The 6,363-nt window shown below is 36.7% G+C and carries 7 protein-coding genes; 4 read left to right on the forward strand and 3 right to left on the reverse strand.

The window, feature by feature from the left end:
• The first annotated feature begins 62 nt into the window (after nucleotides 1–62).
• Entirely contained in the window at nucleotides 63–722 is a 660-nt protein-coding gene (locus tag FG383_RS16970) for a potassium channel family protein (protein ID WP_142608587.1), read from the forward strand.
• A gap of 55 nt (nucleotides 723–777) precedes the next feature.
• Here FG383_RS16970 and rnjA read toward each other — a convergent pair whose 3' ends face one another.
• Both rnjA and FG383_RS16980 read right to left on the reverse strand, forming a co-directional pair.
• Nucleotides 778–2,445: a ribonuclease J1 gene (gene rnjA / locus FG383_RS16975; protein WP_142608588.1), complete on the reverse strand. Its 1,668-nt coding sequence runs from the start codon at nucleotides 2,443–2,445 to the stop codon at nucleotides 778–780.
• A 3-nt stretch (nucleotides 2,446–2,448) separates the two neighbouring features.
• A complete protein-coding gene (locus tag FG383_RS16980; protein WP_142608589.1) occupies nucleotides 2,449–2,658 on the reverse strand; it encodes a DNA-dependent RNA polymerase subunit epsilon in 210 nt (69 codons plus the stop codon).
• Nucleotides 2,659–2,941: 283 nt separating this feature from the next.
• Here FG383_RS16980 and FG383_RS16985 point away from each other — a divergent pair, with 283 nt between their 5' ends.
• Both FG383_RS16985 and FG383_RS16990 read left to right on the forward strand, forming a co-directional pair.
• A complete protein-coding gene (locus tag FG383_RS16985) occupies nucleotides 2,942–3,715 on the forward strand; it encodes a Cof-type HAD-IIB family hydrolase (RefSeq protein WP_142608590.1) in 774 nt (257 codons plus the stop codon).
• A gap of 10 nt (nucleotides 3,716–3,725) precedes the next feature.
• Entirely contained in the window at nucleotides 3,726–4,658 is a 933-nt protein-coding gene (locus FG383_RS16990; protein WP_142608591.1) for a carbohydrate kinase family protein, read from the forward strand.
• Nucleotides 4,659–4,703: 45 nt separating this feature from the next.
• Here FG383_RS16990 and def read toward each other — a convergent pair whose 3' ends face one another.
• Nucleotides 4,704–5,261, reverse strand: coding sequence for a peptide deformylase (def, locus tag FG383_RS16995; protein WP_142608593.1), 558 nt, complete (start codon nucleotides 5,259–5,261; stop codon nucleotides 4,704–4,706).
• Between the two features lie 133 nt (nucleotides 5,262–5,394).
• Here def and FG383_RS17000 point away from each other — a divergent pair, with 133 nt between their 5' ends.
• The gene (locus tag FG383_RS17000) at nucleotides 5,395–6,039 is read left to right on the forward strand and encodes a YkyA family protein (RefSeq protein WP_185907988.1); all 645 of its coding nucleotides are present in this window, start codon (nucleotides 5,395–5,397) and stop codon (nucleotides 6,037–6,039) included.
• Nucleotides 6,040–6,363: the final 324 nt, after the last annotated feature.

A 6,363-nucleotide genomic window follows, 5' to 3' on the forward strand; every position in this document is an offset into this window, starting at 1 on the left:
TCTCTTTTTAGAAACGGTATGGTAAACTAAGTGCATCCGATTAGTAAGCAGGAGGCACTATTATGCAAAAAGAATTTGTAGTAATTGGTTTAGGACGATTTGGAGGAAGTATCGTTAGAGAGTTAATCGATCAAGGTGCAGATGTAATGGCCATTGATATAGCAGCAGAACGAGTAGACGAATTTGCTACAATTGCTACGCAGGCAGTAGTGGCGGATACGACTGATGAAGCAGTGTTAAAATCACTTGGTATTCGAAACTTTGAGCATGTAATTGTTGCAATTGGCGACAATATCCAATCAAGTATATTAACGACGCTTATGTTAAAAGAAATTGGTGTGAAGAAAATTACTGTAAAAGCACAAAATGATTATCATGAAAAAGTGTTGCGCAAAATAGGCGCGGACCAGGTGGTGCATCCTGAACGTGATATGGGAATTCGTATCGCGAATAATATTTTATCGAATAATGTATTGGATTACTTAGAACTTTCTGATGAGCATTCTATTATGGAGATTAAAGTAAATGAAAAGATTGCTCAGAAAACATTAATAGATTTGGATATTCGTGCCAGATACGGTATTAATATTGTGGCAATAAAACGCGGAAATAGCATAAATGTTTCACCGCCAGCTGATGAGAACTTGCAATTAAATGATGTGCTCATAATTATTGGTGCAGACGTCGATATTAATCGATTTGAAAAGAAAGTTTTATCATAAAGAAATGCCAGCGGGAGAATCTCCCGCTGGCATTTCTTATGCTTATTAAAATCGTTTACACTTCCATAATAATCGGTAAGATCATTGGACGACGTTTGGTTTTTTCATATAAATAAGGACTAAGAACATCTGTAATTTCATTTTTTAGTTCCGCCCATTCAGCTGGTTTATCTTGTAGGGTGAAACGTAAATGTTTGTTTAACATTTGTTGCGCTTCATTAATCATTGTGCCAGATTCGCGCATATACACAAATCCACGTGAAATAATATCAGGACCAGAAACAATTTTCTTTCTTTCCATATCGGCACTTACAACGACAATAACTAGTCCTTCTTCGGAAAGAATTCGACGATCACGAAGAACGATATTACCGATGTCTCCAATTCCACTACCATCAATGTACACATCTCCTGATGGAATTCGTCCGGCAACATGCGCTTCTTTCGCACTTAATGCAAGCACATCTCCATTTTCCATAATGAATGTATTTTCAGGTAGTACATCACAATCTACTGCAAGTTCCGTATGAATTTTTAACATACGATACTCTCCGTGGATTGGCATAAAGAATTTTGGTTTCATTAGTCGCAACATCAGTTTTTGTTCTTCTTGAGAACCATGACCAGATGTATGGATATTATTAAGTGAACCGTGAATCACTTCTGCTCCAGCTCGGAATAGAGAGTTAATCGTACGATTGACACTTGCTCTATTTCCTGGAATTGGTGAAGAAGATAAAACTACCGTATCACCAGGTTGAATTTGAATTTGACGATGTGTACCATTGGCAATTCGAGAAAGAGCGGCCATTGGCTCACCTTGACTGCCTGTACATAATATAAGTACTTCATTGGCAGGTAATCGATTCAACGCGCTTGCATCAACAAATGTTTCTTTAGGCGCTGTAATATATCCAAGTTCGCGACCAATTGTCATTGCGTTATCCATACTTCGACCAAATACAGCTATTTTGCGACCATGTTGCACCGCAGCATCGGTTACTTGCTGAAGTCTATGAATATTAGATGCAAATGTAGCAAAAATAATACGACCATTCACTTTACGGAAAATGGAATCCATACTTTCGCCGACTTTGCGTTCTGACATCGTGAAATTCGGAATTTCTGCGTTTGTACTATCAGATAGTAAGCAAAGCACTCCGTCACGGCCAATCTCTGCCATTTTTGTTAAGTTTGCTGGTTCCCCAACTGGCGTGAAGTCAAATTTAAAATCACCTGTATGGACGATGTTTCCTGGTGGAGTTTTGACAACAATACCAAATGCATCCGGAATACTATGCGTAGTTCTGAAAAAACTTACTGCCGTTTTTCTAAATTTCACGATGTCATCTTCTTCGATCACATTCATTTTAGTTTGACGTAGTAAGCCATGTTCCTCTAATTTGTTTCGCAGTAAACCTAGTGCAAGTTTACCACCGTAAACTGGAACATTTAGTTGTTTCAATAAGTAAGGGATGCCACCAATATGATCTTCGTGACCATGGGTGATAAATAAACCTTTAATCTTATCTACATTTTTCACTAGATATGTGTAATCCGGAATAACATAGTCAATGCCTAATAGATCATCTTCCGGAAACTTAATCCCTGCGTCTATTAGAATAATCTCATCTTGAAATTGAACGCCATACGTATTTTTGCCGATTTCACCTAGTCCGCCGAGGGCGAAAACAGCCGTTTGATCATTTTTTACAAATTTCATATGTTATCTCTTTTCTACTTTATAATTCGGGCTAGCTTGTTCGTATTCTAAATGATTACCCTCAAGCAACTGAATTAATTCGATATTGTATTGGCGATCTTTTAAAATAGAACGAACTTCACGTTCTGATTCGGCCTCTACATATAAACTTTGTGTGTTTTCGCGAACTGGTACCTCTACTGCATTTTGTTGATAATAAACTTTATAAATCATATTATACTCTCCTTTTTCACGTTCAAAATAAATCAATTCTCTTTATATTATCACGCTACTTCTTTAAAATAAAGAAAAGCCCTCCATTTTTGTGAAGGGCAAATAATTTATGCGATCGTTTTATTTCTGAGCATTCCACCGAGTCGTCTTAACCATTTCCTTTTTAGACGTTTCAACATGGTATTTCACTCCTTACAGTATATTATATACAAAAAATAGAAATGTGTAAAGGACTCTAACAGAAAAGTCAAATAATTAACGCGTAGGATAGGAGAATTTTTATATGGTAAACAAAGTTTTGTTTTTTGATATTGATGGGACTATTTTAGATGAGGATAAAAATATTCCAATTGGGGTAATAAATTCGATACAACAAGCAAGAGAGAACGGACATGAAATTGTTATTTCGACGGGAAGAGCTCCATTTACAGCGAAATCTATTTTAGACCAACTTTCGGTAGATTCGTTTATTTGTTATAATGGCCAAATTGTACAGTTTCAAGGGGAGATTATACATAAAGGGGTTATTGATACGCAGGAACTCCAATCTTTAACTGATTTTGCGTTGCAGCGAGATCGACCACTAGTTTATATGGACGACGTAGAATTTGTTTCGAATGTCCCAGGTCACCAAGATGTATACGAAAGCATATCTTCCTTGAAGCTTGCCTTACCTAGAACGGAAGAAAATTTCTTTTTAACAAATGATATTCATCAAGCACTAATTTTTTGCGATATGGAAGTTCAAAAAGAATATGAGGAAGCTTTTCCTAACTTAAAGTTCGTTCGTTGGCACCGCGTATCTTGTGACGTGCTACCACAAGGCGTTTCTAAAGCGAAGGGGATTCAGTTATTCCTCCAACATTTGAATAAAACAGTAGATGACGCAATTGCTTTTGGCGATGGCTTTAATGATATAGAGATGCTTCAATATGTAGGTACTGGTGTGGCAATGGGCAACGCAGTAGAAGAGTTAAAAAAACACGCAACTTTTGTGACAGATCATGTTTCCGAAAATGGTTTAGTGAACGCCATGAAAAAATTAAAATTAATCTAGAGGAGTTATTATGAAAGATTTAACGAATAAGTTTGTACTGATTTATGGGGATGTATTTGTGGACTATATTGCAGACGATCAAACAAATAAACAATTTACAAAGTATTTAGGCGGAGCAACGGTAAACGTAGCAGCAGGAATTGCTAGACTTGGAGCAGCTTCCTCTTTTATCACGATTTCAGGGGAGGATGAAACTTCTGAATTTGTAAGAAGTGAGCTAACTTCTGAAGGGGTAGATTTGACTTTTGCTCAAATAGTGCCAGAAAAACGGGTAAGTGGCGTGTATGTGCATTTAACGGAAAATAATGATCGACACTTCCATACGTATGTAGATGAAACCCCTGATTTACAAGTGAATTTTTCTACATTGAAAAAGGAAGTATTTCAACAGGCTTCCATTTTTCATTTTTGTTCAGGTACATTATTTCATCCAACGGCACGTAAGACTACTCGCGATATAGTAGATCAAATGGAAAAATCCCACGTACTATTATCTTTTGATGCAAATATTCGACCACTCAGATGGGATAGTGAGGAACTTTGTAGAGAAACTATTTGTTCCTTTTTTAAACAGGTGGATATTTTAAAGCTAACAGAAGAAGAACTATTCTTTTTAACCGAAACTAAAACGAAAGAAGAAGGCATTAGCAAACTTCAAGACTACCAAATTCCAATCATCCTTATTACTGTTGGAGCAGATGGTACTTATGTTGTGATAGATGAAGAAACAATTCATGTAGAAGTCGAAAAGGTAGTTCCAGTCGATACAACTGGAGCTGGAGACGCCTTTATGGCAGGAATTCTTTCTAAAATTAATTTGAATGGAAAGCCAAAGTCAAAAGAAGAGTGGATTGACTATGTCTCATTTGGCAATAGACTAGGAGCAATTTGTGCAACAAAACCAGGAGCTCTTTCGGCAATGCCGACATTAGCAGAGTTATAAATAACAAGCCCGTCTTACTTTTTAAGAGTAAAACGGGCTTTTTCCTTATGCACGGTCATACGGAACGGAATTTGGTACTTCTGCATATGGATTTACTTTATCAATATGGTCGTAAAACATAATGCCATTTAAATGATCTAGTTCATGTTGAAAAGCAATGGCTGCTAATCCTTTTAATCGTTTTTTGAATGGTGTGCCATCTGGATAGAAGCCAGTTGCGGTAATTCGTGCATGTCTCGGTACATATCCCTCAATAACTTCGTCCACAGAAAGACAACCTTCACCAGCTGTAATATATGTATTTTCTACGGAATGGCTAATTATTTTCGGGTTTACGGCAACAAAGCTTACGTTCCCATTTTCTACATCGGGTAAATGTAAGGCGAACATTCTTTTTTCAGCGTTTACTTGAGGCGCTGCAATTCCTATTCCGGGGCGTAATTTATATTTTTCCACCATTTTATCATCTTGACTATTGATCACATATTCCAATAAATCATTTGCAAGCTGTATATCATCTTCTGATAAAGGAAAAGTCATTTCTTGCGTTTTTTTACGTAGTGCCGGGTGACCATCTCTCACAATATCTTTCATTAAAATCATCATAATCGTCCTTTCCATGTTCATAGTCCTATTATACCGAAAAATCATCATTAGCTAAACAAAAAAAGCCTATTGTACGGTTGAATTTAGTAGCTAGAACAATTATAGTGAAATGATTAGAGGAGGTTACGTGATGAAAAAATGGAAGTACGTAGTTCCTTTATGCTTTGTATTACTTCTATCTGCATGTTCTTTTGGTGAAACAACAGAAGAAAAATTATCTAACTTCTTAACAGAAATACATAATTTAGAAGCGGATTATAGGGATGTACAAATGCAGATAGCCGAAACGGAACAAAAAGAGCAAGCTAATTTTCAAAGCATGATGGAGTTAACGAAAGATCAAAAAGAAGAGCTTAAGACACAAGTGGAAGAAACAGCTCGACTTTTGGAGGAAAGACTCGTGTTAGTGGAAAAAGAAGCAATTTCTATTAATAGTGCATCTGATAAATTAACGGATATTGAAATACTTCTTTCTGAAACAGACAGCGAATCGGAAAAAGTAAGCATTCAACAAATCGAAGAAGCATTAAAAAATCGCTACACTGCATACAGCGACTTAACAGAACAATATCATGCTCTTGCTAGTTTACAAGAGAAGTTATATAACATGTTAATCGAAGAAACAGCAGAAGTGACGACAATTCAAGAACAAGTAGAAGAAGTAAATAAACAAAATGATGTTGTCCAACAATCGGTTGAAAATTTTAATGAACTTACAGTTGAGCTAAATAAAGTAAAAGAAGAAGTCTTCACTTCATTACAAAAGGAAGATTAATAAAAAGAATAGTAGACTTGCAACGTGAAAAGTAGAGTATGGGAAACTTCCAAGATTCCTATACTCTACTTTTTTTATGCTTTAGGAAATGTGGTCCGTGGATAATTTTCTCGCTATACCAATAAAGTATGTCACTAATTAGGGATAATGCGTGGTAGTGAGTTGAAATAAAGTGTCCGCTGGGATTTTCGCTGCAGTCGAACGCTTTCCACCGGGTGAGCGATGAGCCATCCCCGCCGCTTAGGCGTCGTAGGGATGTCTCATTTGCTCACTCATCCGGCAGGAGTCGTCGCCTACAGCGAAAATCTACATAAATGGCTTACT

It is taken from the genome of Psychrobacillus soli, from assembly GCF_006861775.1.
GTDB lineage: Bacteria > Bacillota > Bacilli > Bacillales_A > Planococcaceae > Psychrobacillus > Psychrobacillus soli.